This is a genomic window from Paenarthrobacter sp. JL.01a, assembly GCF_025452095.1.
GTDB lineage: Bacteria > Actinomycetota > Actinomycetes > Actinomycetales > Micrococcaceae > Arthrobacter.
In genome coordinates, this window is record NZ_CP104877.1 from 441,077 (window position 1) to 467,350 (window position 26,274).

Here is a 26,274-nt window from a genome sequence, read left to right on the forward strand (position 1 = left end):
CGTGTGTCTTGGACGCCGCGGTTGCGGCAGCAGGACTGACTAGCCCCGGAGGCGGCTCATGGTGGGGTCGTACAGCGGATCCTCGGTGACGGTCGCCTGGATACGGCGGCCGAAGTACTCGATTTCCACGGAGTCTCCCAGTGAGACAGCCGAGGGCAGGTACGCGTAGGCGATGGGCTTGCGGACCGTGTAACCGTAGGCCGCGCTGGTGACGTAACCCACTGCCTGGTCCTTGTAGAACACCGGTTCCTTGCCCAGCACGAGGCTCCTGCCGTCGTCGACCGTCAAGCAGCGCAGGCGGCGCTTGGAGGTTTCCTTGCTGCGGCCCTCCAGCGCTGCCTTCCCAACGAAGTTCTCCTTGGTCATCTTCACCGCGAAAGCAAGGCCGGATTCGTAGGGGTCGTGCTCCGTGGTCATGTCCGTGCCCCAGGAGCGGTAGCCCTTTTCAAGGCGCAGCGAGCTGAAGGCTGCGCGGCCAGCGGCGATGACACCGAACGGCTGGCCGGCCTTCCACAGTGCATCCCACAGGCGCTGGCCGTTGTCGGCGCTCGTGTAGAGCTCCCAGCCGAGTTCGCCCACGTAGGAAAGGCGCATGGCCGTGACCGGAATTCCGCCGATCACTACTTCCTTGGAACGGAAGTACTTGAGGCCGTCATTGGTGAAATCGTCATTGCTGATGGTGCTGACGAGATCGCGGGCCAGGGGACCCCAGAGGCCGATGCAGCAGGTGCCGCCGGTGGTGTCGCGGACCTGGACCCAGTCCTCGGCGCCGCCGTTGGCGGTCTGGTGGCGGGCAGCCCGGTCGAAGTAGGCGGTGTCGATGTTGCCGTTCGCGCCGAGCTGGAAGGTGTCCTCGCTCAGGCGTGCCACGGTGATGTCGCTTCGGATGCCACCGGCTTCGTCCAAGAGCAGGGTGTAGGTGACAGCGCCGGGCTTCTTGGCGAGATCACCGGTGGTCAATTCCTGCAGGAGCTTCAACGCGCCGGGGCCGGAGACTTCCAGCCGCTTGAGCGGGGTCATGTCGTACATGGCCACTGCCGTACGGGTCTTCCAGGCTTCGGCTGCCGCGATGGGGGAGCTGAACATTCCGGACCAGGAGTCGCGGGCCGGCGGCTGCCACTCGTCCGGCATTTCCTTCAGAAGCTCGGCGTTCGCTTCGAACCAGTACGGACGCTCCCAACCGGCACCTTCAAGGAAGTAGCCACCCAGCTGCTTGTGGCGGGCGTGGAACGGGCTGACGCGAAGGTTCCGCGGGGACAGCTTGGGCTGGAGCGGGTGCAGGACATCGTAGATTTCCACAAAGTTCTGCTGGGAAGTTTCGCTGACGTACTCGGGGGTCAGCTGGACCTCTTCGAAGCGGTGGATGTCGCAGTCGCCGAGATCGATCTTGGACTTGCCGTCCACCAGAAGCTCGGCCACGGCACGGGCGATGCCTGCGGAGTGGGTCACCCACACGGCCTCGGCAACGAAGAACCCGTCTACCTCCTTGGACTCGCCCACCAGGGAGCCACCGTCCGGGGTGAAGGAGAAGATGCCGTTGAAGCCGTCTTCGATTTCGCTTTCGCGCAGTGCCGGGAGGATCTGCTTGGTGGCCTCCCACGCTGGCAGGAAGTCCTCCAGAGTGAAGTCGAGGCGGGAGGGCATGTTGTGTTCGCTGATGCTCTCCGGCTTGAACGTGCCGAGCTCGTCCAAGTCCACGGGCATGGGGCGGTGGGCGTAGGAGCCGATGCCGTAGCGCTCGCCGTGCTCGCGGTAGTAAAGGTCCTGGTCCTGGTGGCGCAGGATAGGTAGCCGGGCGCCGTTGGGCAGTTCGTTCTTGCCCTTCTGGGCGGGAACCGGGGTGGTTTTGACGTACTGGTGCGCCAGCGGGAGCAGGGGAACGGACATGCCAATCAGCTCGCCCACCTTTGCGCCCCAGAAACCGGCGCAGGACACCACGATGTCCGCGGGGATCACGCCGTCGGCAGTTTCGACGCCGGTGACGCGGCGGTTGGACTGCTCGATACCGGTCACCTCAGTGTTCCCGATGTACTTCACTCCGGCAGCTTCAGTGCGCTTGATGAGCAGCTGGACCGCGCGGGCAGCCAGGGCCAGTCCGTCAGTGGGTACGTGGAGGCCGCCGAGGATGTCTTCCTCGTTGATGAGCGGGTAGAGCTCCTTGCACTCTTCCCGGGAGAGGATCTTGCCATCAATGCCCCATGCCTGGGCGTAGCCGAGCTTGCGCTTGAGGTCTGCCAGGCGGGTTTCCGTGGTTGCGACTTCAAGGCCGCCCACCTGGTTGAAGCAGCTCTGGCCGTCCTCGGTCAGGGACAGGAGCTTCTCCACCGTGTACTTGGCGAAAAGGGCCATGGACTTGGAGGGGTTCGTCTGGAAAACCAGTCCGGGTGCGTGCGAGGTGGAACCACCAGGCATGTTCAGGGGACCCTGGTCCAGGACGGTGATGTTGTTCCAGCCACGGGTGACCAGTTCGTCGGCGAGGTTGGTGCCGACGATCCCGGCTCCGATGATGACAATGCGGGGCGTGGATGCCATGAAAGTTTCTCCTGCGGTGATTCGGGCGGGGCTTGTGCGGGGCGCTTAGCGGAAGACGACGGTGCTGGTCTGGTCCAGCAGGACGCGGTGTTCGCAGTGCCAGCGGACGGCTCGGGACAGGGCGAGGGCTTCCGCGTCCTGGCCGACGGTGGAAAGGGCCGTGGGGCCGTAGCTGTGGTCCACGCGGATGACTTCCTGCTCGATGATCGGGCCCTCGTCCAGGTCTGCCGTCACGTAGTGGGCCGTTGCGCCTACCTGCTTCACGCCGCGGTCATAGGCCTGGTGGTAGGGGCGTGCGCCCTTGAAGCCGGGAAGGAAGGAGTGGTGGATGTTGATGGCGCGGCCTTCGAGCTTGCGGCAGAGGTCGTCCGAGAGGACCTGCATGTAGCGGGCCAGGACCACCAGGTCCGCCTGGTATTCGTCAACCAGGTCCAGGAGCTTCTGCTCTGCCTCGGCCTTGGTGTCCGGGGTGACCGGAACGTGGATGAAGGGCAGCCCGGCAGCCTCTGCCATGGCGCGGTGGGTCTCGTGGTTGGAAACCACGGCCACCAGTTCGCCGCCGAGGCTTCCGCCGCGCCAGCGGAAGATGAGGTCGTTGAGGCAGTGCCCGAACTTGGAGACCATCACCAGGACTCGTGGCTTGGTCTCGTCGTGGAAGCTGAACTTCATGTCGAAGCGTTCTGCGATCGAAGCGAACTCGTCCTCCAGCCGCTCCGGGGAGGAGCTCTGGGAACCTGAAAATGCGGTGCGCAGGTGCAGCGTCTGGCGCAGGCTGTCGTCAAACTGCTGGTGTTCTTCGATGTTGAAGCCGCGTTCGAAGAGGAAGGTGGTGACTGCCTGCACGATGCCCGGCTGTTCGACGCACGACAATGTGAGTACGAACTTCTGCGCCTGCTCGCCGTTGAGCTGGCCGCGTTCAGCTGGAAGAGTGCTGAGGTGTGAGTCTGAAGCCACGAGGGTCATGTGTCCTCCTTAGGTATTTGCCTAGATATATTCCTAGGATATGAACTGATATATTAGGATTGGAAATCAGCGTATACTGGTGTCCCGGGCAGGTCAATAGATTTCCCGGGTTTGAAGAAGGAGTTGGCGCTGTGGCTACTGGAACTCTTGCGAACATCGGCGATGCCACCAGGAAATCCCTGGCTGACGTGGCTTATGAACGGTTGCGCGACCGACTCCTGATGCTTGATATCAAGCCCGGCGACATCCTCAATGACGATCAGCTTGCCAAGGAACTGGAGGTCGGGCGGACGCCTGTCCGCGAGGCACTGAAGCGCTTGGAACTCGATCGTCTGGTCATTACCTATCCGCGGCGCGGAACGTTCGCCACCCGGGTTGAAGTGACGGACCTGGCCTTTATCTCCGAAATCCGGGCCCAACTCGAGCCGCTCGCGGCGGCCCGGGCCGCGCGGGTCGCTTCTGCCGCCACCCGGGAGCAGTTGCGGGGTGTCATGCGGGCGGTGGAGGGCTTTGACGTCAAAGCCGCCTCAGTTGTGGAGACCTTGCGCCTGGATGCCAGCGTTCACCAGGGCATCTACGCTGCGGCTGCGAACCCTCACCTCGAGGACATCCTTATCCGCTACGACAACCTGGCTACGCGTATCTGGTGCATGGTGCTGGATCGCTTGCCGAACCTCGAACACCATGTGCGCGAGCACCTCGACCTGCTGCGTGCAGTCATCGACGGCAATGAAGAAGAGGCCGCGGAGCTTGCCCGGGTCCACGTCAGCGGATTCGAGCAGGCGGTTCGTCAGGCGCTGTTCGCGGCCTAGCTGACCGCTTCCCTCCGGGGTGGGCGGGGTGGTTGACGCCGGCGCGGGGCGATTGCATACTTGACCTCACTAATATATCATCCGGATATCAGGGCTTCCCTGGCAACAGGCCAGCGTCCGATCCGGCGATTTTGATGCGATCACCCCCAAGTCTCCGGAGTATCACGTGACTACACGACACCCTCTTTTCGAACACATTCCGCTCACGGGCAGCAGCCGCGTTAAGCGGGGCATGGCGGAGATGCTCAAGGGCGGCGTCATCATGGACGTCGTTAACGTCGAGCAGGCCCGCATCGCCGAGGACGCCGGTGCCGTGGCTGTCATGGCGCTGGAGCGTGTTCCGGCTGATATCCGCGCCCAGGGTGGCGTGTCCCGCATGTCCGATCCGGACATGATTGATCAGATCATTGCCGCGGTGTCCATTCCGGTGATGGCCAAGGCCCGTATCGGTCACTTCGTTGAGGCCCAGGTCCTGCAATCGTTGGGTGTGGACTACATCGATGAGTCCGAGGTCCTGACCCCGGCGGATTACATCAACCACATCGACAAGTGGAACTTCACCGTTCCCTTCGTTTGTGGTGCCACCAACCTCGGTGAGGCGCTGCGCCGCATCAACGAAGGTGCTGCGATGATCCGTTCCAAGGGCGAGGCCGGTACCGGCGATGTGTCCAACGCGACCGGTCACATGCGCAAGATCCGCGCTGAGATCGCGAAGCTTTCGGCCCTTCCCGAGGACGAGCTCTACGTTGCGGCCAAGGAGCTGCAGGCCCCGTACGAGTTGGTGAAGGAAGTCGCCGCGACGGGCAAGCTTCCGGTGGTGCTGTTCACCGCCGGTGGCATCGCGACCCCGGCTGACGCTGCGATGATGATGCAGCTCGGCGCGGACGGTGTGTTTGTCGGTTCGGGAATCTTCAAGTCCGGCAACCCGGCAGAGCGCGCCGCCGCCGTCGTCAAGGCCACTGCCTACTACGACGATCCTGACGTGATCGCCAAGGTCTCCCGCGGCCTGGGCGAAGCGATGGTCGGCATCAACGTCGACGACATCCCACAGCCGCACCGCCTCGCAGAGCGGGGGTGGTAGCCGTGTTCGGACAGACAAAGCCGGCCAGGACCGTAGAAGGACGGGCCTTGCGCAAGGACTGGGCCCAGCTGACGGGCCACGTGGTCGAAGTGTGGTTGAAGGGTGACCGGGTCATGACCGGGGTGGTGGAGCAGGCGGCGGCCGATGACTCCGTCCTCTGGATTGCGGCTCACGGGGCGGACCGGCGGAAGCTTTTCGATCAGTCCACGGGGTACGAGGTGTGGGTGTAGCCCTGCACGCCTGCCAAACTCAGGCCTCGTCTTCCGGCCTGGCAGTGAGGATGCGTTGGGCCCTCTTCTGCAGGATTTCCAATGACTCCTTAATAAGGGGCGAAGCGATGCTGCCCCTGCGTACGGCCGCCACGATGCGGCGGGCCGGTTTTCCTTTGCCGGTTATGCGCAACCGGACCACATTTTCGGCGTTGTGCAGCGGCGCCAACCGCGGCAGCAGGCCGACGCCGAGCCCTGCCCCTACGAAGGCGATCTGGGTTTCCCACTCAACGGCCTCGTGAGCGATCCGTGGTGTCACGCCGACGGCGGTGAAGGCCGCGGTGAACAGCGAGTGGTAAGTAGACCCTGCGGCCTCCGTGATCCAAGGCTCCGACGCCAACTCTTCAAGCGTCACGGTTTGGCGTGCTGCCAAGGGGTGGTCTCCGGGAATGATGACATCCAAGGGATCGTCCAGGAGGACCGTTTGTTCGAAGCGGGGGTCGTCTTCGCCGTATGTGTCGGACTGCATGGCAACTATGACGGCGAGGTCAATGCGCTCTGCCACCAGCAAGTCGAAGCACCGTGACGGATTTGCCTCCAGAACCTGCACCTCCAAATGAGGGCGGCTGGCGCGCAGCGTAGCGGCGAGGGGCGCGAGCAACTGGGCCGCCGCCGTCGAGAATCCACCCAGGCCGAAATGCGACTGCACCTGGTCGCCGGCTTCCATGGCCGCTGCCCGCAGGCTCTCCCATTCGGCGATCAGGCTGTCTGAACCGTTGACCAGAAAGCGTCCCGTGGCCGTCAGCCGCACGCCCCGGCCGTCCTTGGTGAGCAGCTGCATTCCCAGCACGCGCTGGAGTTCACGAAGCTGCGCGGAGACGGCGGAAGGGGAATATCCCGTGAGTTCGGCTGTGGCCCCAACAGTGCCGCAGCGGGCGAACACGCGCAGGGTAATCAGCCTCTGATCGATCATGGGACCATCATGCACCCAAAGTGCAGGGTTATCTCCTAAATATTGCGCTTTTGTTGCAGTTCAATCGTCCCTAATCTCTTACTACGAAGACTTCGATAACGCCGCTTGCGACGATGCATCCGCGGTCCCCAAGAATCAGACATTTACCCAGCCTCCCGGGAGGAAACCCATGACTGCTCAAGTGAACGCGCCCCTGAATTCACGCGGAAAACTCGCCTCGACATTGCCTGCGGAGCAGCTGGCCGAGATCAGCGCACTGTTCGAGTTCCGGCGCACCGGCTACTCCCTCGACGCCCCCTTCTACACGGACCCCACGATCTTCAAGATCGACATGGAAGCCATCTTCGGCCAGCACTGGATCTTCGCCGGAAGCGTTGCCGAACTGCCGGAGCCGGGAGACTACATCACGGTGGACTACGGCCCGTACTCGCTGATCGTCCTCCGCAACGACGACGGCGACGTCAACGTCCTGCACAACGTATGCCGCCACCGCGGTGCCCGCGTCCTTACCGAAGCCGCCGGTTCCACCGGAAACCTGGTCTGTGGCTACCACTCCTGGACCTACTCGCCGGAAGGCAACCTGATCCACGCTTCCGCCCCGGGAGAAGCCAAGTTCGACAAGAACTGCTTCGCCCTCAAGCGCGCCCACAGCCGTGAGGTTGCCGGCCTCATCTTTGTCTGCATCGCGGACGAGCCACCCACCGACTTCGACGAGACCTCCAAGATCTTCGAGCCCTACCTGGCACCCCACGATCTCGCCAAGACGAAGATTGCCTACCAGCAAAACATCATCGAAGAGGGCAACTGGAAGCTCGTCATGGAGAACAACCGTGAGTGCTACCACTGTGACGGGCACCCGGAGCTCGCTTGTTCCCTCTTCCCCACCTGGGGCCTGACCGAGGGACTCATCCCGACCCACCTTGAAGAGGTGTGGGACCGCAACAAGGAAGCCCAGTCCTCCCTGGAAGAGCGCTGCCGCCGCTACGGCCTTCCTTACGAGGTGGTCGAGGAGCTCGATACCCGCATCGCCGGAATCCGTATCTCGCGCGAATCCCTGGACGGCGAGGGCGAATCGTTCTCCGCCGATGGCCGCCGCCTTTCCAAGAAGCTGCTGGGCGACCTGCCCGACTTCCGCCTCGGCCGTTGCTCGATGCACCTGCAGCCCAACAGCTGGTTCCACTTCCTGGGAGACCACGTCATCACCTTCGGCGTCTTCCCCATCAACGAACACCAGTCCCTGGTCCGCACCACCTGGCTCGTTGCCGATGACGCAGTTGAAGGCGTGGACTACGACCTCGACAAGCTCACCTACACCTGGAAGCAGACCAACATCCAGGACAAGGCATTCGTCGAACTGTGCCAGACCGGCGCGGGCAGCCCTGCCTACGAGCCCGGCCCCTACATGAAGAGCGAATACCAGGTTGAGGCCTTCATCAACTGGTACGTGCAGCGCGTGCAGGAGCACTTGGCATGATTGAACTCCTCACTGAAACGGCCATTCAGGAGCCACAGCGGATCCGCGGCCTTGAGATGCCATGGAACCGGGTCATGGGCAGCACCGAGGCACCCGCCCGCGCTGCCCGCGCCCTGGGCCCGTGGCACCCGCAGGAGTTCATGGCCGAGTGCGTGGAAACCGTACCCGAAGCAGGCGGGCTCATGACGTTCGTGTTCCGCCGCTGCGACGGAGCTCCCCTTGCGTTCCGTGCAGGGCAGTACGTCAACATCGCCTTCCCAGTGAACGGCGAGGACCAGGACCCGGTGGACCGCAGCTACTCGCTGTCCAGCTCGCCCACTGAACCCTGGACCTTCAGCATCAGCGTCAAGCGCGACGCCGGCGGCCTGGTGTCGCCGTGGGTACATGAGAACGTCAAGCCCGGTACGGTCCTGGAGATGCTCGGGCCGGTGGGAGCCTTCCACCTGCCCGACGCCGACCGGCGCGCGCGGTACCTCCTGCTGGCTGCCGGCGCGGGCATTACGCCCATCATGTCCATGGTGCGGACCATCCACTCACTGCCCGGGCATGCCGACGTCGTAGTCCTCTACCACGGGGCGGAGGCAGGCGGCTTCGCCTTCCACCGCGAGCTGGCCTACATCGCCTCCGTGGATTCGCGGATCCGGGTGTTCTACTCCCTGGGTGACCGCAACAAGCCCGAAGATTGGGAAGGTCTCAGCGGCCGCCTGACCTCAGCCATGATCGATGAAGTGGCCCCCGACGCCAACGGACGACAGGTGTACGCCTGCGGTCCCGAGGGCTACCTGAACACGGCCGCGGAGCTCCTGAAAAAGGTGGGAGTGGACGACACCTCCATCTACATGGAGTTCTTCACGGGTGACCGCCAGACTCTCCTCGAATACGCAGCCGAAGTGGCCCTGGCCGCAGACATCGCAGAGGAAATTGCCGAGGAAATCGCCGACTCGGCGGAGGACTACTTCGAAAGCCAGCCCGCGGCTTTCGGGCTGTACGAGCCCGGCTACGACGCCGACGGAACCTTGGAAGCCACAGGACTGCCGCTCGAAGCGCTCGACGCCGAACCGTCAGGTTCCGCTGCCGACGCCGGCCCGGTCGCCTCGCCGGAGCCAGAGGCCGCAACTCCTGATGCCTCGAGTTTCGACACCGTGGGAACAGGCAGCCTCACCCTTTCCTTCCTGCGCACCGGCGTTAATGTGCGGATCGACCCCAGCGAGCACATCCTGGAGGTGGCCCAGCGGGCCGGCGTCCGGATCGGTGCCAACTGCAAGGAAGGGATGTGCGGGTCCTGCAAGGTGGTCAAGCTGTCAGGCGAGGTTGAGATGAACCACCAAGGCGGTATCCGGAAAAGGGAAATCGACGCCGGCAAGTTCCTGCCGTGCTGCTCCACGGCAACCACGGACATGGTGATCGACGCCTAAAGCCCTCGGTTGGGTTACCGGAGTCCCGCACTGTGGGCCAGAGCAATGGCCTCAGTGCGGGACCGGACGTTTAACTTCCGGAAGAGGTTCCGGAGATGGAATTTCACCGTGTTTTCGCTGATGCTCAGTTCCGCAGCGATGGCACGGTTCCGTTGCCCTGCGGCCAGGAACTGAAGGACTTCCAGTTCCCTTGCGGCCAGGCCCCACTCTGCAACGTCTCCCGCAGGCGCAGCTGGCGGATCCAGCGGCAGCACCACGGAGATGTCGGCTCCCCACCCCTGCATGACATCCACGCTCATCTTGCCGTTGAGGGCCTGCACCTTCTGGCGGAGCCGTTCCATGTTGGGAGCCTCGGCTGACAATTCGCCGCGTCCGTCATCCCGCACGTTGATCAGCAGGTTCTCCCCGTCGCAGTCCCATTGGGCCCGGACACGGTGAACGTCAGGTTGTTCGGCGATCGCCAGGACCAGGCCGCGAACCACCGCCCTGGCTGCATGGGCGACTTCCCCAGGGAGCGCACGCCCGTTGGCGGGTGGTTCGATGAACTGGATATCGATGTTGCTGAAGTGCATCAGCGGACGGAGGTCTTCGCGAAGCCTTTCGAAGGCCGAGCTGACAGGTTCTTCCACCAGATCGCTTGTGCGGTCGTTCAGGGTCCGGAGGCTGATCAGCGCCTTGACGGTCAGGTCCGTCACGAAGGACCGGGCTGCGTGGTCATCCATGGAGTTGGACCGCAATGCTGCAAGCACTGTTTCGAGGGTGGTGGAGTGCTGGTCCACCAATTCGGCCGTCACGCGGATCCGTTCCGCTGACGCGGCCCGGGATTCCAAAAGATACGACGGCGGTGCGTCACTGACCTTCTCTTGGATTCGGGCCGCTGTGAGTTCCCAAAGGTAGGTGAGGACCCGCAGCGCTTCGTCGTCCAGCGTGGGCTGGGGATCCGTTAAAACCAAGAGGGCGTTGCTGGGCGGGTAGGTGAGGGCCAGGATGTCGCGTTCCTGTCCGGCGATCACGGAGCGCGTACGCCACGGCCCCTTCCCGTCCATGACCGCCCGGACATCGTCCATTTCGGGGATGGAGACCCTGCTGACGATTTCTTCGTCGCCGGCCTTCTTTTGAGGCCGGCCCGTGCAGTCTTCGGTGAAGATCACCAGTGCGCTGGTGCTGGCGTATGGCGAAAGAGCAGTCCGCAGGCTGTCGGCTATTCGTGACAGTGGTGCTTGGGAGAGCCCGGCTATGGCGTCCAGAAGCTGCCAGGGAATGGTGGAGAGCTGCGACATGTATCCAGCCTAGAGGGCGGGTGGCATCCATGCCTACCCAAAGGGGTGGTTAAGACTGCTCCTTTTCGGCGTTACCCCTACCCTTCCCAGTCGGAAGAATTGTTGTATCGCCTCAGTGTCCAGCATCGCCTACCGCAAAGGAGTGAGACGTGCACGTCATCGCAGAACAAACGGCAACCTCGAGTGACAGCGTCGCCGGCAACTCGTCCCTGATCCTCGATGAGCTTGCCCGCATCGCTTCCGGCCTGGACTTCGGACAGCTCGCACGACTTGCGGACAAAGTCAGCGGAGCCGAACGGGTCTTCCTGGCAGGCGCGGGCCGGAGTGGGCTTGTGCTTCGCATGGCGGCGATGCGGCTGATGCACCTGGGCTTGACGGTCCACGTGGCAGGCGACACCACAACCCCCGCCATCACAGAAGGTGACCTGCTGCTGGTGGCCTCGGGTTCCGGGACCACGTCCGGGGTGGTCAAAGCAGCCGAGACCGCACTCGCGGCCGGGGCCGGGGTAGCTGCAGTGACCACCAACCCCTCGTCCGCCCTGGCAGGGCTGGCCGATGCGCTTGTGGTTATTCCGGCTGCGCAAAAGACCGACCACGGTTCGGCTGTCTCGCGGCAATACTCCGGCAGCCTCTTTGAACAGTCCCTTTTCCTGGTGACCGAGTCGGTTTTCCAAACCCTCTGGGAAGCCACGGCCGAGCCGGCCGAGAAGCTTTGGTTGCGTCATGCCAACCTCGAGTAAGCGCCCTTGATCTTTCCCCCAAGCCACACCACAAAAGAAAGTAGAACACCATGAAACTGCAGGTTGCACTGGATCTCCTGACCATCGACGATGCCCTGGAACTGGCCGGCAAGGTGGCCGAGCACGTGGACATCATCGAGCTGGGGACGCCCCTGATCAAGGCTGAGGGCCTGGCCGCCGTCACTGCCATCAAGGAAGCCCACCCCGGCAAGATCGTGTTCGCGGACATGAAGACCATGGACGCCGGTGAACTCGAAGCGGACATCGCCTTCAAGGCCGGCGCCGATCTGGTCTCTGTCCTGGGAACTGCTGACGACTCCACGATTGCCGGTGCGGTCAAGGCTGCACAATCCCACAACAAGGGCATCGTGGTGGACCTGATCGGCGTGGCCGACAAGGTTTACCGTGCCAAGGAAGCCAGGGCGCTGGGGGCCAAGTTCATCGAATTCCATGCCGGCCTGGACGAGCAAGCACAGCCGGGATACGACCTTCGCGGACTCCTCAACGCCGGGGAAGAAGCCCGCGTGCCGTTCTCCGTTGCCGGTGGCGTCAACGCATCCACCATTCCCGCGGTGCAGTTGGCCGGAGCCGACGTAGCTGTAGCAGGCAGTGCGATTTACGGTGCCTCGGATCCGGAGCTGGCAGCAAAGGAACTCAAGGCCGCCATCCAGTAACTGCCGGCTCCCAACGGCAGATAGCCCGGGAAAGGGTCCTCACGACGGCGCTTTTCCGGGCTCCTTGCTGTGATGCGCCCGCTCGACCAACTCCGACATCCACGGACGTTGCCCGTGGTGGACTGTCAGGCCCTCGGGGATGCCTTGGACCGAGGCTTCGGTACCGGAGGCGTCAATCGTGATCCGGGCATTGCCCATGGGCGCGTTCCGGATGTGCAAATCCCCGAACGACGCCGGCAGCACGGGATCGAGCCAGATGCCGCCCAACGAGATGTGGGTGTCATAGCGCATCAGGCTCATGACAAGGTGGATGGGTGTGGTGGCGGCCCATGCCTGGGGCGAACAGGCCGTTGGATAGGGCACAGGCTCGCGGAACTGCGAGCGGTCAAAACCGCAAAAAAGCTCGGGCAAGCGGTCGCCGGAGATCTCCGCCGCTTCAAGCATCGCCGTGGCAATCCGCTGTGCTTCCTCCACGAAGCCGTACCGCAGCAGTCCCGAAACAATGAGGGCGTTGTCGTGCGGCCACACAGAACCGTTGTGGTAGCTCGCGGGGTTATAGGCGCCCATGTCCTTGGCCAGGGTGCGGACACCCCAGCCACTGAACATTTCAGGGGACATCAGCCGCTCCACCACAGCAGGCGCCTTTTCCTCGTCGATCAAACCAAACCACAAACAGTGGCCCATGTTGGAGGCGCACGCGTCCACCGGCCTCTTGTCCCGGTCGAGGGCCACCGCATAGTAGCCCTTGTCCGGCAACCAGAACTGCTCGTTGAATTTTCTCTTCAAGTCCTCCGCGCGTTGCCGCAGGCTTTCCGCCAAGGCGAGGTCGCCGTCGTCGTACGCCATCCAGGCGCGCGCCACATAGGCGCCGTGCACGTAGGCCTGGACTTCGCAGAGCGCCAGCGGTGGTTGGGCTAGCGTGCCGTCAGCGAAGTTGATGCCGTCCCAGGAGTCCTTCCAGCCTTGGTTGATGAGCCCGTGTTCGTTGGGCCGGCCGTACTCCACGAAGCCGTCGCCGTCGCGGTCCCCGTAGTCCTGGATCCACTGCAGGGCGCGGTCGGCGTGGGGGAGCAGGGACGCAATGGCGTCCTTGCCGAAGCCCCAGCGGCTGACCGAGCCCAGCACCACCACAAACAGTGGCGTGGCGTCCACGCTGCCGTAGTACGCTGACTTGCCGCCCAGCGCCAGGCCTCCGGAGACCCCCAACCGGACTTCGTGCAGGATCTTGCCGGGTTCTTCCTCGGTGGCCTCATCCACCACCGTGCCTTGGCGGTCGGCCAAGGTGCGAAGGGTGCCCAACGCCAGGGAAGGGTCCACGGGGAGTGCCATTTCGGAGGCCCACAGGGAATCCCGGCCGAACAAGGTCATAAACCACGGGGCGCCGGCGGCTACAACCACCCGCTCGGGGTGGTCCGGGTCCTGAATCCGGAGAGCGCCCAGGTCCTCGTAGCTGCGGCGCAGGGTGTCTTCGATCGAGCGGTTGCTCAGTTGCACAACAGGGATCCGGTCCACCCAGTCCTGCCGGCGCTGGTCGCTGGGCGAGAGTCCGCCCTGGTCCTGGTGTGTGAAGGTGGCCCCGGCTCCGGTGCCTTGCGGTTTCGGCACCACGCTGGCGCGGGTACTCCAGCTTCCGTAGGCAGGAATTTTCGCCGTAAAACCCAATGCTTTTGCCCCGGCGCCGGCACCGTCGGCACGAATGACGACGCTTTTCCGGATGTCCTCCCATTTTCCCCGGATTTCAATGGAGTCACCGTCGGGCAGGTGTGTTTCGGTCCATTGGCGGGTAATCCGTGCTTCTTTGACTTCAAAAAGGTCGGCAAAATCCGAGTCCGCGGAGAGCAGGATGCGGCATTGAGCCACTTGGTTTGAGTAATTCCGCACGGTAATTTCTTCGCGGATCCCATTTCCCACTTCCCGCAGCCTCTCCACCAGTAAAGGGCTGTCCGCGTGGCCGTCGGGGCGGGGTACCCGGCCCACAAAGAAGGCGCGGTAGGGCTCCCTTGTCTCTGCTGCCAGGGGCTCGATTACTTGTCCATTGACGGTGAGTTCCCACGTGGACAAGATCCGGGTATCCAGGTGGAAGACGCCCTGAGGTACGTCGGAGTGGATGTCCCCGTTTGCCGCGGAAATACAGAAGGATGAGCCTTCAACCAAAGTGACCGTGCCTGAGCCGAGGGGGCCGGCTGCCGTGTCAGCATTCCATCCAGCCACGTGATGCTCCTTATCCCTGAGCCTGAGCCGTGCCGGACGCCGGGCGTCCGTCCACCAGTGGGGATGGATACGACGGTACGCCCGCGGAGATACGGACGCCAGAGCCGGCAAGGCAACCGGCGGCCTTTGAGAGTTAACCTCGTTTCCTCTTCCGGGAACCCCAAAGGGGTCTATAGTGAGTAAATAGGACATTCGCTGATGCAGCCCGGCGGCCCTGACTTCTGTAAGAAGAGGCCCCAAAAAATGACCGACACCCAAATCAGCTCTTTTCTGCGTGACTCCGTGGTGTTCGAGGACGACACTGAGAAGGGCCTGGACTTTGACACTCTCTACGGCTTGTACATCAGTTGGTGCGTTCTTGGCCGCAAAGTCCCCGTCCCCGATTCCGCTTTCAAAACTGCCCTGACCTTGCACGGTCTGAAGCCCACCAAGGAAAACGGCCTGCGGATCTATCCCGGCATGTCCATGGTGGGACCGGCCGCCAGGGACTACGTTGTCAACAACGTCCCCATGTGGACCGGATCCGCCAACGCCACCGCCGCGGAGCTCTTGGGCGATGACGAGGAAGCAGTCGCTGCCATCGCCTGACCACAGGCAATAACAGCTTTACAGCCCATGCCCCTAGGATTTGAAGAGGGGCATGGGCTGTTCCTGTTTTCCGGGGTCGTCGTCTGAGAGGGGTTACGTGAAGCCGTCCGTTGTGTGGTTCCGGGACGATCTGCGGGTTGCCGACAATCCGGCTTTGCGTGCCGCCGTGGATGACGGCGCCGCCGTCGCCCTGTACGTCCTGGACGAGGAATCGCCCGGGATCCGCCCCCACGGCGGAGCTTCCCGCTGGTGGCTGCACCATTCCCTGGCCGCACTCCGCGAAGACCTCGCCGCGCTCGGTATCCCCCTGCTGTTGCGGCGCGGCGATGCCGCCTCCGTTGTCCGGAAGACTACGACGACGCTAGGAGCGGGCGCGCTGTACTGGAACCGGCGGTACGGTGCGGCTGAGCGGACGGTCGACGCCGGGATCAAGGCCTGGGCGGGCGAGGCGGGTTTGCATGTTTCCAGTTTCCAGGCGTCCCTGCTGCACGAGCCTTGGGAAGTCACCACCAAGACCGGCGGCCAGTACAAGGTTTTCACGCCGTTCTGGCGGGCAGTGTCAGCGCAGGAATTCCGGGAACCCCTGGCCGTACCGGAAAAGGGGCATGGCTTCACCGGTAAGCTGCCGGCCTACGATGAGCTGGACTCCTGGGATCTGCTGCCCAGCAAGCCGGACTGGTCCGGGGGACTGGCGGAGAGCTGGACACCAGGCTCCGCGGCAGGCCACAAGGTGCTGGCGAAGTTCGTGGCGGACGGACTGTCCAATTACAGCGAGGGCAGGAATCGGCCGGACACCGAGGGCAGCAGCCGGCTTTCGCCCTATCTTCGGTGGGGAGAGCTGAGCCCGTTCGAGGTGTGGCATGCCTTGGGTTCCAGGCAATCCGAAAGTTCCAGCATCTTCGCCTCGGAGCTGGGTTGGCGGGAGTTCTGCTGGCATCAGTACTTCCATAACCCGAACCTGGCCACCGCGAATCTTCGGACGGAGTTTGACCGCTTTCCGTGGGCTTGGCCCGGCAGCAACGGGAACAATGGCCAGCATCCGGGCCACGAATCCGCCCCCGAAGAACTGCGTGCCTGGCAGAAGGGCAACACCGGGTTCCCCATGGTGGACGCAGGCCAGCGCCAGCTGTGGCATTCAGGTTGGATGCACAACCGTGTGCGAATGGTTGCCGCCAGTTTCCTGGTAAAGAACCTTGGCATTCATTGGCAGCTGGGCGAGCAATGGTTTTGGGACACGCTCGTGGACGCTGATCCGGCATCAAATCCGGCCAACTGGCAGTGGGTGGCCGGGTCCGGGGCCGATGCCTCGCCGTTCTTCAGGATCTTCAACCCGGAGGCCCAGCGCGTGAAGTTCGATCCGCAGGGGAAGTACATCGCCCACTGGATTCCTGAGTTCGGAACTCCCGATTACCCGGAGGAGATCGTTGACCTCAAGACCACCCGTGCCGAGGCGTTGGAAGCGTACAAGGGGATGAGAGAGGTTCACTGACGCCCCTCTGGACCAACTATAGGCTGGGTTCATGTCGACGGAGTCCATCCTGAAAGTCCTCATCATGGCGTTCGCGGCCATGTTCATCGCGGCGGTCGCCTGGTGGGCCCGCAAGCACCCCAACAGGTCCAAGGAGTACCCGGAACGGGTTCGGATGCCGAAGGTCGTGCCCGGGGTGGGCTGGCTTTTCATTGCGGTGGGCTTGCTCATGGGGCTTGTCGCCTTCACCTCCGACCATGCGCGGGATCCGCTGCCCTTCCGCATCGCCTCCGTAGCGATCGTGGTGGCTGGCGTGGTCTTCGTGCTCACGTATCGCAACTTCTATGTGGCCCCCCGCGACTTTGAGGTGGCCTTCCGCAGCGTGTTCGGCAAAGAACACCTTCTTTGCTACAGCGACATTGCGCGCTACAGCTTCCAGACATTGAAGGGGCAGCCGTACTTGACGGTCAAGTGGGTAAACGGCGTCAGGCTGAGCCTGAATATCAGGGCCTATGACATGACACCGCTCTTGCGCGCAATCGACTTTCATCAGGTCACCGGGCACTGGCCTGCCCGGACAGGCGGGGTGTCCGGGGATGTCCGCCCCGGAAAACGCCCCTCTGGAAATTAGTAGGAAGTCCGAGTATATTCGGGTCTAGAGATGACCTGGATCACAGTTCCTTACGTGTTCCCGCCGATTCCCAGGACTCCGGGAAGGTCAGTCATTCACGATGCAAAGGAGCATTTCCACCATGGTGCGCGAGCTTTCACACTACGTAGACGGCCAAAGGGTTGAGGGTACATCCGGCCGCTTCAGCGACGTCTATGATCCCTGCACGGGCGAAGTCCAGGCCAGGCTTCCCTTGGCCAGCGCGGACGAGGTCCGCAACGCCGTCGCCAACGCCGAGAAGGGGCAGCTCGAATGGGCGGCCATGAACCCGCAGCGCCGGGGACGGATCCTTCTCAAGTTCGTGGACCTGGTCAACGAGAACATGGATGAACTTGCCAAGCTGTTATCTTCCGAGCACGGCAAGACCTTCGCCGATGCCAAGGGCGACATCCAGCGCGGCATTGAGGTGGTCGAGTTCTCCGCAGGAGCGCCGCACCTGCTCAAAGGCGAGTTCTCGGACAACGCCGGTGCCGGCATAGATGTTCATTCCCTCCGCCAGCCTTTGGGTGTGGTCGCGGGCATCACCCCGTTCAACTTCCCGGCCATGATCCCGCTCTGGAAATCAGGCCCTGCGCTCGCCGCCGGGAACGCGTTCATCCTCAAGCCGTCAGAACGCGACCCTTCCGTCCCGCTCCGGCTCGCCGAGCTCTACAGCGAAGCAGGCGTGCCCAACGGCGTCTTCAACGTCGTCAACGGCGACAAAGAAGCCGTGGATGCCCTGCTGGAGGACCCGCGCGTCAAGGCGATCGGCTTCGTCGGTTCAACTCCTATCGCCCAGTACATCTACGCCACCGCAGCGGCGCACGGCAAGCGTGCCCAGTGCTTTGGCAGTGCCAAGAACCACATGGTGATCATGCCCGACGCCGATCTGGACATGGCCGCCGACGCCCTGATTGGTGCCGGGTACGGTTCCGCAGGCGAACGCTGCATGGCTATCTCAGTGGCTGTGCCGGTGGGCCAGGAAACCGCAGACGCCTTGGTGGCCAAGCTGACAGAGCGAGTCAAGGAACTCAAAGTCGGTCACAGTCTCGACACGGACTCGGATTTCGGTCCTGTCGTGGCGCAGTCCGCGAAGGAGCGCATCGAGGGCTACATCCAGTCCGGCGTGGACGAGGGCGCAACGCTGGTCACTGACGGCCGCGGGCTGACCGTGGAGGGCTACGACGGCGGCTTCTGGGTGGGTCCCACGCTCTTCGACAACGTCACCAAGGACATGAAGATCTACAAGGAAGAGATCTTCGGTCCCGTCCTCAGTGTCCTGCGCGCGGCCGACTACGACGAAGCGCTCAGGCTCTGCAGCGAGCACGAGTTTGGCAACGGCGTCGCAATTTTCACCCGCGACGGTGACTCTGCCCGCGACTTCGCCAGCCGCGTCGAAGTGGGCATGGTGGGCATCAACGTCCCGATTCCCGTGCCGATCGCGTATTACACCTTCGGCGGCTGGAAGGCCTCCGGTTTCGGTGATCTCAACCAGCACGGTGCCGATGCTTTCCGCTTCTACACCAAGACCAAGACCGTCACCTCGCGGTGGCCCTCCGGCATCCGCCAGGGCGCCAGCTTCGTGATGCCGGCGGGCAGCTGATGGGGGCTTTGGACACAGCAGACGTTCTTTTCGAGCGCCGCGGCCACCTGGGTATCGTGACGCTCAATCGACCGAAGGCGGTTAACGCCCTGAACGCGGGGATGGTCACGGCCATGCTCGAACAGTTGCTTGCCTGGGCGGACGACGAGTCCGTGGACACCGTGCTGGTGCGGGGCGCCGGGGACCGGGGCCTGTGTGCCGGTGGCGATATCGTGGCCATCTACAAGGACATGCTCCACGGTGGCTCGGAGACCGCGGATTTCTGGGCGGACGAGTACCGGCTCAACGCCTTGATCGCCAACTATCCCAAGCCCTACGTCGCTTTCATGGACGGCCTGGTGCTGGGCGGTGGAGTGGGCATTTCCGCGCACGGTTCCCACCGGGTAGTCACTGAACGGACCCGCAGCGGGATGCCCGAAACGACCATCGGTTTCGTACCCGACGTCGGTGGCACGCTGTTGCTGTCCCGCGCACCCGGGGAGGCCGGCACCCACGCCGCGCTGACGGGCGCACACCTCGGTGGTGCGGACGCCCTCTACCTCGGGCTCGCGGACTACTACGTCCCGTCCGAAAGCCTCCCCGCGCTGGCGGAAGCGCTGGAAAGCTCGACGGCGGAGGCCGCCGTCGAGCGTTTTGCCCAAGCCGCACCGGACTCGGCTTTGGCGGCGCAGCGGGAGTGGATCGACGACTGCTACGCGGGCAATGACGCGGAAGAGATTGTGCGGAGCTTGCGTGCCGCTGGCGCTGAGGCGGTCGCGGCGGCAGAGACGATCGAAGCGAAATCGCCTACGTCGGTCAAGGTCACCTTGGAGTCCCTGCGGCGGGTCAGGGGGTTGTCCCTCGAGGAAGCGCTGGACCAGGAATACCGGGTGGGGCTCCGATGCTTGTCCGGGCCCGACTTCCGCGAGGGGATCCGCGCGCAGGTGGTGGACAAGGACCGCAACCCGCAGTGGAAGCCCGCCACGCTCGCCGAGGTGACGGAGTCCGACGTCGAGGGCTACTTTGCGCCGCTGGGCGAGCGCGAACTGGGCCTTTCGGCAAACCGAGTCGAGTTGAAGGAGACGACATGACAGAGAACGCAGCATCGGCAACGGGGCTCATCGCTTTCCTCGGCCTGGGCCATATGGGTGGGCCCATGGCCGCCAACCTGATCAAGGCCGGCCACGAGGTGATCGGCTACGATCCCGTTCCTGCAGCCGTGGAGGCCGCCAAAGCCCACGGGATTCCCATGGCGTCATCGGCGCACGAGGCTGCCGCGGAGGCCGCCGTCGTGCTGACCATGCTGCCCAGCGGCAAGCATGTGCTGGACGCGTACCGGGGCGTGGACGGGCCGGGCTTGCTCGCCGTAGCCAAGCCGGACACCTTGTTCCTGGACTGCTCCACGATCAATGTGGACGAGGCCCGTCAAGCGGCGGAGATTGCGTTGGAAGCCGGCCACCGGTCCGTGGACGCGCCGGTTTCCGGCGGCGTGGTGGGGGCCGAAGCGGGCACGCTCACGTTCATGGTGGGTGCGCTGCCGGAAGACTTCGAGACCGTCCAGCCGATCCTTGAGCTGATGGGCAAGCGGATTGTCCACTGCGGCGACCACGGTGCCGGGCAGGCGGCGAAGGTCTGCAACAACATGATCCTGGGTGTTTCCATGATCGCCGTTGCGGAGGCCTTCGTTCTCGGCGAGAAGCTGGGGCTGACGCATCAGGCGCTGTTCGACGTCGCGTCCAATGCTTCCGGCCAGTGCTGGGCGCTGACCACCAACTGTCCTGTTCCCGGGCCGGTCCCCACCAGCCCGGCGAACCGTGACTACCAGCCCGGCTTTGCAGGAGCCTTGATGGCCAAGGACCTGCGGTTGGCCGTGAATGCGCTGGAGAGCGCGGGCGTCGCTGCGGAGATGGGGCCATTGGCGTCCAGGATCTACGATGCTTTTGCCGCCGGCGAAGGTGCCGGACGGGACTTCTCCGGCATCATCACGGACATCCGCGATAAATCGCTGTGAGAGGTTGTAACTGAACTGATGACGAGCTTGGTGGAGAGGGAGAACATGACGGAGCAGTACAACAACATTCTGGTGGAACGGCGTGGGCGGGTTGGCTTGGTGACCCTGAACCGGCCGTCGGCGTTGAATGCGCTCAATACTGCCCTGATGAACGAACTCGTTGACGCCGTGCGGGCCATGGATACCGATCCGGAAGTTGGAGCCGTGGTGATCACCGGCTCTGCCAAGGCATTCGCGGCCGGTGCGGACATCAAGGAAATGTCGTCCAACAGCTACATGGAGATGTACGCGGCGGACTGGTTCCGGCACTGGGAGGACCTGACCCGTCTACGGATCCCCGTGATCGCCGCGGTGTCAGGATTTGCCCTGGGCGGTGGGTGTGAGCTGGCGATGATGGCCGACTTCATCATTGCCGGGGACAACGCAAAATTCGGCCAGCCAGAAATCAACCTGGGCGTCATCCCCGGCATGGGCGGCTCGCAGCGCCTCACCCGGGCTGTGGGTAAATCCAAGGCCATGGACATGGTGCTCACCGGCCGTTTTATGGATGCCGAAGAGGCCGAGCGCGCCGGTCTGGTCTCCCGGGTTGTGCCCGCGGCAGAGGTCATCGACGAAGCCATCAAAGCCGCCGAAGTTATTGCCTCCAAGTCCAAGCCCGTGGCGATGATGGCCAAGGAAGCCGTCAACGCTGCCTTCGAAACCGGCCTGGCGCAGGGTGTGCTCTTTGAACGCCGTATCTTCCACTCGCTCTTCGCCACAGAGGACCAGAAGGAAGGCATGGCCGCGTTCAGCGAGAAGCGCCAGCCGGAGTTCAAGCACCGGTAGTGCCGAGGGTTAGGCATTGGGGCCTAGCTCACTGTCAGGCCCTCACGGGTACGCTTCTGGATTTTCTTGCTTGCACGGTTCGCGAGAGCAATTAGTGCCAGGCCTGCAAGCGTGAGGGCGGCACAGGCAAAGAAGATCCCTCGTTGGCCCAAGATTGTCATTGACCCGATCGCGATAATGGGTCCTGAAACGATCGCCCCGAGTCTTCTGGTGTTCATGTAGAGCCCGGTGGACAACCCTGGTCTGGGGATCATGTCTTGAAAAAGAGTCATGCCAATCCCGGCGATGCCTGCGAATGACCAAGCATTGAAAATTTGGATGGCCAAGAGACCGATGGGGTCAGTAACCAGCATCAATGCTGAAAAGTAGGCTATCCCGGCGATGCAGCTGGTGGTGATCAGGCCGAGCGCGGAAAACCGTTCGCTTAGTCGGCCGCATAGCAGTAAAGCCGGGATTTCGAGTGCTGCGGCAACTCCGAGGGCGATGCCTGCCCAGATGACATCCAGCCCCAGGGTTTGGGGAACGAAGAGAGTCATGATTGTCATGGCCGTGGCGTTTGTGGCCTGCAGGAGGACGAACGCGAAAGTAACTGGTACAACCATCCGGAGCCCCACCGGAGTTTCCCCGGGGGCGGAAGACTGCGGTGTGGTTTGAGGGTCTGTGTCAGCGTTGGTGCTGGTTGCTGTGCGTTGCCGTATCAAGAGCGCTGTGGTGATGATGTTCAAGACGGCAATCGCGGCGACGGCCAAGAGGATGGCACGGGTGCCAAGTGAGCCGATGATGAAGGTCGCCAGCGGGGGACCGGCAACCCATGCCACGGAAACGATGGCGCGGGCATTGATGACATCGGAGGGCCGGCCACCGGAGTGGCGGAGATGCGCGAACAGCAGCGTGCTGCCGACCCCTGCTGGACCTCCCAGCACCACGAGGGCGACGGTGGCCATGGGCAGGGCCGTAACTGCCGAGAGGACGCCCGCCAGCAGTATCGTCAGGCCGCCGCACACCAGCATTGGTACCAGGTAGTCCTTTGTCTTGTCGGCGCGTGCCGGTATCAGCAACGCCGCGAGGAACCCGCCTGCGTTATAGATCCCGAGGACCCATCCGAGGTCAGCTGTGGTGGCACCGTAGAGGTTGACGAGAATCAGCGCCAGAGCAGGACTCAGAAAGGCCAGCTGCAGGCCCCAGAGCAGCGCAGATCCGGGCAAGAGAAGGTTTTTCATTCGGTCCTCAAGGTGACTGTCGTTCCGCTGCGGGCGGGCTGGCGGGTGCGTGGATCTCAGTGCTTTTGTCGCTCGTGGCCCAACTCGCGAGGAAGTCCAACTGGTCCTGGGCGTGGCTGCCAGGTTCGGCGGAGTAGGCGATCAGTGTCAGGCCTTCGCCGGGGAGTTCCAGGGCGTCGCCGGTGAGCTCGATCTCACCGACGAGTGGGTTCCGCAAAGATTTGCGTGCTGTGCGGTGGAAGCGGACGTTGTGACGTGCCCACCGGGTGGAGAATTCGGTGCTGCCGGCGGCCAAGTCGCCTATAAGGCTGTTGAGGGCACGGTCTCGTGGATTACTGCCGGACTCAGTGCGCATGGCCGCGGCGAAGTCATCGGCGAGCTTATCCCAGCCGACGAAGAAGTCCTTGGACCGCGGATCCAGGAACATGAAGCGTGCAAGGTTCACCGGAAGCGTCTCGGGACTGAGAATCCCGGCGTAGAGGGCGAAACACAGGCTGTTGGCGGCGAGCACATCAGTGCGGGAATTTCGAACATAGGCCGGTGTTCCGGTCATTCCGGCCAATACTCTTTCGATGCTGGGGCGCACGTCAGCCCGGGCACGCCGTGGCCCGGACGCGGGGGCAGGTGCGGCGGCTTTTGCCAGGTCAAACAGGTGGGCCCGTTCTGCCTCGTCGAGCTGCAAGGCCCCGGCAAGGGAGTCCAAAACGGAATCGGAGACACCCCGGAGGTTACCGCGTTCCAAGCGTGCATAGTACTCGGTGCTGACGCCGGTCAGCATTGCGACTTCCTCGCGCTTGAGGCCCGCTACCCGCCGAGTTCCACCATAGACAGGCAGCCCTGCCTGCGCCGGGGTGATTCGTGACCGTCGGCTCATGAGGAACTCGCGGACGTCGTTCGTGTTGTCCATGGCTTCAAGGCTACGGCCGGGTGGGGTCGTCTAACAGGTACTGCCAGTACACCGCACAACAGACACTCCCGCGCCGAAGTGAGGCCTGATTTTCTTGAAGAAGTTCTTCTTCTCCATTTCCAAAGGGGCACCATGTCCGTGTCTACCGCCGGCGGATAACCGCATAACCAAACCACATCGGAATGAAAGGAACAGGCATGCGCCTCGTTGTTCCAGGCCCAACGACAAAGGGACCGGCTGAAAAGTTCTCCGGCGACGTGTACCTCAACCCATTGCACTCAGCTGAGAGCCCCTCCCGGCTTGGGTTCGCGATGGTCCGGTTCACCGCCGGGGCACGGACCCACTGGCACTCCCACCCGCTGGGCCAAACGCTGCACTGCACCGACGGAACAGGACTGGTTGCTACGCGGGACGGGGCAGTCATCCTCATGCGTGCCGGAGACACCGTGCACACCCCCGCAGGAGAAGAACATTGGCACGGCGCTGCCCCGGACTCGCTGATGTGCCATCTGGCCCTGGTCGAACATGACAAAGGACACACCGCAACCTGGCTCGAACCCGTAAGCGACCAGGACTACCACGCCGCCTACTCCAAGACCCACTCACAAGCCACAGCAGAACAACGCCAAGGAAAGAATTCATGAAGAACGTCACCCTCAACAACGGCATTAGGATGCCGATCCTCGGCTTCGGTGTCTTCCAGATCCCCGAAGAGGAAACCCAAGCCGCCGTCGAAGCAGCCCTCGCCACTGGCTACCGCCACTTGGACACTGCCGCTTCCTACGGCAACGAGACAGCCGTGGGGGCCGCCATCAAAGCCAGCGGCATCAACCGCGAAGAACTGTTCGTCACCACCAAGCTCTGGATCCAGCACGCCCCCACCGGCAACGTCTACAACGACACCAAGCAGTCCTTCCAGAACTCCCTGAACCGACTCGGCCTGGACTACCTTGATCTCTACCTGATCCACCAGCCACTCGGGGACTACTACAGCGAATGGCGCGCCATGCAGGATCTGAATAAGGAAGGCCTTACCCGGGCCATCGGCGTTTCGAACTTCCACCCGGATCGTCTCGTGGACCTCATCGACCACACCGAAATCGTCCCGGCCGTAAACCAGATCGAAACCCACCCGTTGCACCAGCGCAGCGCCGACCAGGAACTCATGCGTGAACGCGGCGTGCAGATCGAATCCTGGGGACCGTTCGCCGAAGGGAAAAACAACCTCTTCACCGACCCGGTCCTCAGCGCCATCGGCGACGCCCACGGCAAGTCCGTCGCCCAGGTCGTGCTCCGCTGGCTCATCCAGCGCGACGTAGTCGTGATCCCCAAATCTGTCCGGCCCGAGCGCATGGCCCAGAACCTGGACGTTTTCGGCTTCACCCTCACCGAGGAGCAAATGACCCGGATCGCCGCCCTGGACACCGGCGCCAGCCTCTTCTTCGACCACCGCGACCCCGCCATGGTCAGCTGGCTCGGCAACCGTCGTTACAGCTAAGCACCAAGAGAATAGCAGTTGGAACGGCACATCAATTCCATGTGAAAGGACTGCTCATGAGCAATCCACGTCAGACCCGGGCCGAGCAACTCATCGGTGAGTTCGCTCCGAAGCTCGTCGAACTTACAGACAGCGTTCTCTTCGGCGATGTCTGGGAGCGCGAAGAACTCTCCGCCCGCGATCGCAGCCTCATCACCGTCGCGAGCCTCCTCACCAGCGGGAGTACCGACCAACTCCGCGGTCACCTCGCACGAGCACGGACCAACGGCCTGACAGAGGTTGAACTCAAAGAAGCGATCGTTCACCTGGCCTTCTACGCCGGATGGCCCAAGGCTATGTCCGCAATCACCATTGCCAAGGAAATCTTCACGTCAAAGTAAAGCGGTTGGATTGGAGGGGTGAACTTTCGGCTTTATCGGGTGCCGAGATCCCGCCGCTCGGAGGCCGGGATGGCCGACGGGTCCAGGGCGGCATCAAAGAACGCACGTTCCAGCCGGACAGCCTCGCGGAACGTCTCCGTGATGCGGGCTCGGACTTCCGGCGATCCGGGCTCGACGGCGTTGAACTCCTCCCGGAGCCACGTCACCCAGGCGTTGTATTCGGGATTGTTGTGGAGACGGATCCATTCCGAGTGTTTCGGCGCGGCCGGCCATGTTCCAGGATCGCCTGCCCGTGCCGCCCAGTCTCCGTAGAGCCACTCGGCAACGAGGAGGACAGCCAGGACGTCGGGGTAGGAGCGGCTGGCCAAGGCACTGCGCATGAGGGCGTCGAAGTCGCGAGTCACACTTCCGAGCGCCGGCTGAGTCCGGTCGGCCTCAGGAATGTCCAGTTCGTCGAAGCAGTCCTGGAAGTAGGTGTTTTCATCCGAAGCGAAGGCGCCCAGGACCCGCGCGAACACCAACCGCGAGGACAGCGACGGAGCGGACGCGACCGCTTGTCCAAGAAGCGCTGTGAAGGCATCGCAGAACTGATAATCCTGGACGAGGTAATGGCGCAGGTGGTCATCGGAAAGGCACCCGTCCAACAACTGGGTCACGAACAGATGGTTGACCGCGGCATCCCAGTTGTTGATGCACTCGTGCTTTAGTTCTTCGGCAAAGCCCACGTGTTTCCTCCTCAGTTATCTGCATTCGGAGCCTAGCAGCGTACTCCGACCGCCGCC

General features: G+C 63.2%; 25 protein-coding genes. 17 read left to right on the forward strand and 8 right to left on the reverse strand.

Going from position 1 to position 26,274, the window contains the following annotated elements; all coding sequences use genetic code 11:
* Positions 1–39: 39 nt before the first annotated feature.
* Entirely contained in the window at positions 40–2,532 is a 2,493-nt protein-coding gene (locus N5P29_RS02220) for a GcvT family protein (protein ID WP_262277059.1), read from the reverse strand.
* 45 nt (positions 2,533–2,577) lie between these two features.
* Positions 2,578–3,495: a formyltetrahydrofolate deformylase gene (gene purU / locus N5P29_RS02225; protein ID WP_262277060.1), complete on the reverse strand. Its 918-nt coding sequence runs from the start codon at positions 3,493–3,495 to the stop codon at positions 2,578–2,580.
* Positions 3,496–3,626: 131 nt separating this feature from the next.
* Here purU and N5P29_RS02230 point away from each other — a divergent pair, with 131 nt between their 5' ends.
* From N5P29_RS02230 to N5P29_RS02240, 3 genes are all read left to right on the forward strand, one after another.
* Positions 3,627–4,307 (forward strand): GntR family transcriptional regulator, encoded by a 681-nt coding sequence (locus N5P29_RS02230; protein WP_262277061.1) that lies wholly within the window; start codon positions 3,627–3,629, stop codon positions 4,305–4,307.
* A 232-nt stretch (positions 4,308–4,539) separates the two neighbouring features.
* A complete protein-coding gene (gene pdxS, locus N5P29_RS02235; protein ID WP_315973391.1) occupies positions 4,540–5,388 on the forward strand; it encodes a pyridoxal 5'-phosphate synthase lyase subunit PdxS in 849 nt (282 codons plus the stop codon).
* Positions 5,389–5,390: 2 nt separating this feature from the next.
* Positions 5,391–5,618, forward strand: coding sequence for a hypothetical protein (locus N5P29_RS02240; protein ID WP_144661830.1), 228 nt, complete (start codon positions 5,391–5,393; stop codon positions 5,616–5,618).
* A 19-nt stretch (positions 5,619–5,637) separates the two neighbouring features.
* Here N5P29_RS02240 and N5P29_RS02245 read toward each other — a convergent pair whose 3' ends face one another.
* Complete coding sequence (locus N5P29_RS02245) at positions 5,638–6,570, reverse strand: LysR family transcriptional regulator (protein WP_262277062.1); 933 nt, start codon at positions 6,568–6,570, stop codon at positions 5,638–5,640.
* A gap of 169 nt (positions 6,571–6,739) precedes the next feature.
* Between N5P29_RS02245 and N5P29_RS02250 the strand changes: the two genes are divergently transcribed.
* Positions 6,740–8,044: an aromatic ring-hydroxylating oxygenase subunit alpha gene (locus N5P29_RS02250; RefSeq protein WP_262277063.1), complete on the forward strand. Its 1,305-nt coding sequence runs from the start codon at positions 6,740–6,742 to the stop codon at positions 8,042–8,044.
* A complete protein-coding gene (locus N5P29_RS02255; protein ID WP_262277064.1) occupies positions 8,041–9,459 on the forward strand; it encodes a ferredoxin reductase in 1,419 nt (472 codons plus the stop codon). The genes N5P29_RS02250 and N5P29_RS02255 overlap by 4 nt, the downstream gene beginning before the upstream one ends.
* Positions 9,460–9,473: 14 nt before the next feature.
* Here N5P29_RS02255 and N5P29_RS02260 read toward each other — a convergent pair whose 3' ends face one another.
* A complete protein-coding gene (locus N5P29_RS02260) occupies positions 9,474–10,739 on the reverse strand; it encodes a helix-turn-helix transcriptional regulator (protein ID WP_262277065.1) in 1,266 nt (421 codons plus the stop codon).
* A 149-nt stretch (positions 10,740–10,888) separates the two neighbouring features.
* On the opposite strand from N5P29_RS02260, the gene hxlB reads away from it, so the two are divergent.
* On the forward strand, positions 10,889–11,479 hold the full coding sequence (gene hxlB / locus N5P29_RS02265) for a 6-phospho-3-hexuloisomerase (RefSeq protein ID WP_262277066.1): 591 nt from the start codon (positions 10,889–10,891) through the stop codon (positions 11,477–11,479).
* A gap of 50 nt (positions 11,480–11,529) precedes the next feature.
* Positions 11,530–12,153, forward strand: coding sequence for a 3-hexulose-6-phosphate synthase (hxlA, locus tag N5P29_RS02270; protein ID WP_262277067.1), 624 nt, complete (start codon positions 11,530–11,532; stop codon positions 12,151–12,153).
* Between the two features lie 39 nt (positions 12,154–12,192).
* Here the strand turns inward: hxlA and N5P29_RS02275 are convergent, their stop codons facing one another.
* Complete coding sequence (locus N5P29_RS02275; protein WP_262277068.1) at positions 12,193–14,364, reverse strand: amylo-alpha-1,6-glucosidase; 2,172 nt, start codon at positions 14,362–14,364, stop codon at positions 12,193–12,195.
* A 243-nt stretch (positions 14,365–14,607) separates the two neighbouring features.
* Here N5P29_RS02275 and N5P29_RS02280 point away from each other — a divergent pair, with 243 nt between their 5' ends.
* From N5P29_RS02280 to N5P29_RS02310, 7 genes are all read left to right on the forward strand, one after another.
* The gene (locus N5P29_RS02280; protein ID WP_262277069.1) at positions 14,608–14,952 is read left to right on the forward strand and encodes a hypothetical protein; all 345 of its coding nucleotides are present in this window, start codon (positions 14,608–14,610) and stop codon (positions 14,950–14,952) included.
* Positions 14,953–15,049: 97 nt separating this feature from the next.
* Positions 15,050–16,441 (forward strand): cryptochrome/photolyase family protein, encoded by a 1,392-nt coding sequence (locus N5P29_RS02285; RefSeq protein WP_262277070.1) that lies wholly within the window; start codon positions 15,050–15,052, stop codon positions 16,439–16,441.
* A 31-nt stretch (positions 16,442–16,472) separates the two neighbouring features.
* Positions 16,473–17,051 carry a hypothetical protein gene (locus tag N5P29_RS02290; protein ID WP_262277071.1) on the forward strand — a complete coding sequence of 193 codons (579 nt, stop codon included), beginning with the start codon at positions 16,473–16,475 and terminating at the stop codon, positions 17,049–17,051.
* Between the two features lie 121 nt (positions 17,052–17,172).
* The gene (locus tag N5P29_RS02295) at positions 17,173–18,672 is read left to right on the forward strand and encodes a CoA-acylating methylmalonate-semialdehyde dehydrogenase (protein WP_262277072.1); all 1,500 of its coding nucleotides are present in this window, start codon (positions 17,173–17,175) and stop codon (positions 18,670–18,672) included.
* Positions 18,672–19,742: an enoyl-CoA hydratase/isomerase family protein gene (locus tag N5P29_RS02300; RefSeq protein ID WP_262277073.1), complete on the forward strand. Its 1,071-nt coding sequence runs from the start codon at positions 18,672–18,674 to the stop codon at positions 19,740–19,742. Before N5P29_RS02295 ends, N5P29_RS02300 begins: the two co-directional genes overlap by 1 nt.
* The gene (gene mmsB, locus N5P29_RS02305) at positions 19,739–20,662 is read left to right on the forward strand and encodes a 3-hydroxyisobutyrate dehydrogenase (RefSeq protein ID WP_262277074.1); all 924 of its coding nucleotides are present in this window, start codon (positions 19,739–19,741) and stop codon (positions 20,660–20,662) included. Before N5P29_RS02300 ends, mmsB begins: the two co-directional genes overlap by 4 nt.
* A 45-nt stretch (positions 20,663–20,707) precedes the next feature.
* Positions 20,708–21,487 (forward strand): enoyl-CoA hydratase, encoded by a 780-nt coding sequence (locus N5P29_RS02310; protein WP_262277075.1) that lies wholly within the window; start codon positions 20,708–20,710, stop codon positions 21,485–21,487.
* Positions 21,488–21,510: 23 nt separating this feature from the next.
* Here N5P29_RS02310 and N5P29_RS02315 read toward each other — a convergent pair whose 3' ends face one another.
* Both N5P29_RS02315 and N5P29_RS02320 read right to left on the reverse strand, forming a co-directional pair.
* A complete protein-coding gene (locus tag N5P29_RS02315) occupies positions 21,511–22,707 on the reverse strand; it encodes an MFS transporter (RefSeq protein ID WP_262277076.1) in 1,197 nt (398 codons plus the stop codon).
* Between the two features lie 7 nt (positions 22,708–22,714).
* Positions 22,715–23,614, reverse strand: coding sequence for a helix-turn-helix transcriptional regulator (locus N5P29_RS02320; protein WP_262277077.1), 900 nt, complete (start codon positions 23,612–23,614; stop codon positions 22,715–22,717).
* A gap of 197 nt (positions 23,615–23,811) precedes the next feature.
* Between N5P29_RS02320 and N5P29_RS02325 the strand changes: the two genes are divergently transcribed.
* Genes N5P29_RS02325 through N5P29_RS02335 form a run of 3 tightly spaced genes read left to right on the forward strand, consistent with a single transcriptional unit; the run spans position 23,812 to position 25,492 of the window.
* Entirely contained in the window at positions 23,812–24,258 is a 447-nt protein-coding gene (locus N5P29_RS02325) for a (R)-mandelonitrile lyase (RefSeq protein ID WP_262277078.1), read from the forward strand.
* Positions 24,255–25,112 carry an aldo/keto reductase gene (locus tag N5P29_RS02330; RefSeq protein WP_262277079.1) on the forward strand — a complete coding sequence of 286 codons (858 nt, stop codon included), beginning with the start codon at positions 24,255–24,257 and terminating at the stop codon, positions 25,110–25,112. The genes N5P29_RS02325 and N5P29_RS02330 overlap by 4 nt, the downstream gene beginning before the upstream one ends.
* Positions 25,113–25,168: 56 nt before the next feature.
* Complete coding sequence (locus tag N5P29_RS02335; RefSeq protein ID WP_262277080.1) at positions 25,169–25,492, forward strand: carboxymuconolactone decarboxylase family protein; 324 nt, start codon at positions 25,169–25,171, stop codon at positions 25,490–25,492.
* Positions 25,493–25,524: 32 nt separating this feature from the next.
* Here the strand turns inward: N5P29_RS02335 and N5P29_RS02340 are convergent, their stop codons facing one another.
* A complete protein-coding gene (locus N5P29_RS02340; protein ID WP_262277081.1) occupies positions 25,525–26,217 on the reverse strand; it encodes a TenA family protein in 693 nt (230 codons plus the stop codon).
* Positions 26,218–26,274: the final 57 nt, after the last annotated feature.

Excerpts from the sequence above, each read along its gene's own strand:
- N5P29_RS02220 (WP_262277059.1), bottom strand. The coding sequence starts at position 2,532 with ATGGCATCCACGCCCCGCATTGTCATCATCGGAGCCGGGATCGTCGGC.
- purU (WP_262277060.1), bottom strand. The coding sequence starts at position 3,495 with ATGACCCTCGTGGCTTCAGACTCACACCTCAGCACTCTTCCAGCTGAA.
- pdxS (WP_315973391.1), top strand. The coding sequence starts at position 4,540 with ATGGCGGAGATGCTCAAGGGCGGCGTCATCATGGACGTCGTTAACGTC.
- N5P29_RS02245 (WP_262277062.1), bottom strand. The coding sequence starts at position 6,570 with ATGATCGATCAGAGGCTGATTACCCTGCGCGTGTTCGCCCGCTGCGGC.
- N5P29_RS02250 (WP_262277063.1), top strand. The coding sequence starts at position 6,740 with ATGACTGCTCAAGTGAACGCGCCCCTGAATTCACGCGGAAAACTCGCC.
- N5P29_RS02255 (WP_262277064.1), top strand. The coding sequence starts at position 8,041 with ATGATTGAACTCCTCACTGAAACGGCCATTCAGGAGCCACAGCGGATC.
- N5P29_RS02260 (WP_262277065.1), bottom strand. The coding sequence starts at position 10,739 with ATGTCGCAGCTCTCCACCATTCCCTGGCAGCTTCTGGACGCCATAGCC.
- hxlA (WP_262277067.1), top strand. The coding sequence starts at position 11,530 with ATGAAACTGCAGGTTGCACTGGATCTCCTGACCATCGACGATGCCCTG.
- N5P29_RS02280 (WP_262277069.1), top strand. The coding sequence starts at position 14,608 with ATGACCGACACCCAAATCAGCTCTTTTCTGCGTGACTCCGTGGTGTTC.
- N5P29_RS02290 (WP_262277071.1), top strand. The coding sequence starts at position 16,473 with ATGTCGACGGAGTCCATCCTGAAAGTCCTCATCATGGCGTTCGCGGCC.
- N5P29_RS02295 (WP_262277072.1), top strand. The coding sequence starts at position 17,173 with ATGGTGCGCGAGCTTTCACACTACGTAGACGGCCAAAGGGTTGAGGGT.
- N5P29_RS02300 (WP_262277073.1), top strand. The coding sequence starts at position 18,672 with ATGGGGGCTTTGGACACAGCAGACGTTCTTTTCGAGCGCCGCGGCCAC.
- mmsB (WP_262277074.1), top strand. The coding sequence starts at position 19,739 with ATGACAGAGAACGCAGCATCGGCAACGGGGCTCATCGCTTTCCTCGGC.
- N5P29_RS02310 (WP_262277075.1), top strand. The coding sequence starts at position 20,708 with ATGACGGAGCAGTACAACAACATTCTGGTGGAACGGCGTGGGCGGGTT.
- N5P29_RS02315 (WP_262277076.1), bottom strand. The coding sequence starts at position 22,707 with ATGAAAAACCTTCTCTTGCCCGGATCTGCGCTGCTCTGGGGCCTGCAG.
- N5P29_RS02320 (WP_262277077.1), bottom strand. The coding sequence starts at position 23,614 with ATGGACAACACGAACGACGTCCGCGAGTTCCTCATGAGCCGACGGTCA.
- N5P29_RS02325 (WP_262277078.1), top strand. The coding sequence starts at position 23,812 with ATGCGCCTCGTTGTTCCAGGCCCAACGACAAAGGGACCGGCTGAAAAG.
- N5P29_RS02330 (WP_262277079.1), top strand. The coding sequence starts at position 24,255 with ATGAAGAACGTCACCCTCAACAACGGCATTAGGATGCCGATCCTCGGC.
- N5P29_RS02335 (WP_262277080.1), top strand. The coding sequence starts at position 25,169 with ATGAGCAATCCACGTCAGACCCGGGCCGAGCAACTCATCGGTGAGTTC.